This is a genomic window from Huijunlia imazamoxiresistens, assembly GCF_037132455.1.
GTDB classification, from domain to species: Bacteria; Bacteroidota; Bacteroidia; order Chitinophagales; family Chitinophagaceae; genus Flavisolibacter; species Flavisolibacter imazamoxiresistens.
Genome location: NZ_JBBBEI010000105.1, coordinates 1 through 777 on the forward strand (window position 1 = coordinate 1; position 777 = coordinate 777).

At 40.8% G+C, this 777-nt stretch carries 2 protein-coding genes; both read left to right on the forward strand.

The window, feature by feature from the left end:
- Positions 1-568, forward strand: a 568-nt coding sequence (locus V9K67_RS27065; protein WP_336728260.1) for a hypothetical protein, incomplete at its 5' end; no start/stop codon positions are given.
- Positions 569-572: 4 nt separating this feature from the next.
- Positions 573-777 (forward strand): hypothetical protein (locus V9K67_RS27070; RefSeq protein WP_336728262.1); only part of this gene is annotated, 205 nt, incomplete at its 3' end.

Below are 777 nucleotides of genomic sequence, written 5' to 3' on the forward strand. Positions count from 1 at the left end.
CGTTGCCTGCAACCGTATTTCTTTCCAAAAGGTTCAAATGGATTTAATCTTTACAGCAGACAAAATACTTATATCAACTATTCCTGCTAATTGGAGAACTTGGCAGGAAAAGTTATTTTACTTCAAATCCAGCTTGAGCTTTAAAGACGCCCCGGAATTGGTGGATTATTTGAGAGCCGAATACCGTATCTCTGATGAAGATGCTGAAAAAATTAGTACGGCGCTATTAGATGGTTATACAAGAATATTTGAACTGTTGCTACTTGAAAACGGGGGCCAATTTATTGCGGTTAAGAAAACAGCTGTAGATCTTCTTCGAAGTAAGCGTGAACTACTATATTGGGAAGACTGGTCCTATGCCTTAACTAAAATCGGTAATGATTTGTGTTTATGGGTTTATGTTGGGGGTATTGCAGATATGGTGAGGGAAATCAAGCTTAGTGAAAAGCAAATACAATTATTTAAGCAAAGGGGCAAACCCTTTATTGAAGACTTGGCAAAACAACTTCAGCGATTTGATTCAACTATTTATAATGAAGCCGTAAAAGAAAATAGGAAAATATTTTAAATAGATGGGGCAGCAGGCAACATGTGGCTTTGCGTCATGGCTGGCTGACGGGTTCAGCTTCAACTTTTGCCCACTGCTCGGCTATGGCTCGAGCGCGACGAACAACGGCAGGCTTTTAATTCTTATCTTCGGCTTTAATAAAAAATTGGGTTACAGTTCCATGGCGACCAGTCACCGAATGCCGCCACGAACGCAAAGCCGCTGGACGT